1 protein-coding gene is annotated in these 252 nt (G+C 67.9%); it reads right to left on the bottom strand.

The features are described 5' to 3' along the window. Window positions 1–78: 78 nt before the first annotated feature. Entirely contained in the window at window positions 79–252 is a 174-nt protein-coding gene (locus tag MFF64_RS39135; RefSeq protein WP_273557219.1) for a tRNA ligase subunit PheS family protein, read from the bottom strand.

The following is a 252-nucleotide window of genomic DNA, read 5'->3' as shown; positions in this document are numbered from 1 at the left end:
GGCCCGCGAGGCGCTCCTCCAGGACCTCGGGGCTTTCCAGCTCGGGCACGTAGGCTTTTAGCCAGGAGAAGGGCACCCTCATAGAACCCCCTTGAACTGCTCCAGGAACTTAAGCCTGCCCCCGAAGAAGTAGCGGATGTCGGGGATGCCGTAGCGGAGCATGGCGAGGCGCTCCACCCCGAGCCCGAAGGCGAAGCCCGTGACCCCCCGGTAGGCCGGGGGCAGGCCGAGCCTTTCCCGGTAGGCGTCCAC

Origin of the sequence: Methylobacterium frigidaeris (genome assembly GCF_022179185.1) — a bacterium.
Classification (GTDB): Bacteria; Pseudomonadota; Alphaproteobacteria; order Rhizobiales; family Beijerinckiaceae; genus Methylobacterium; species Methylobacterium frigidaeris.
The sequence above is the reverse complement of the archived record's forward strand: the minus strand, read 5'-3'. Positions and strand labels throughout refer to the sequence as shown.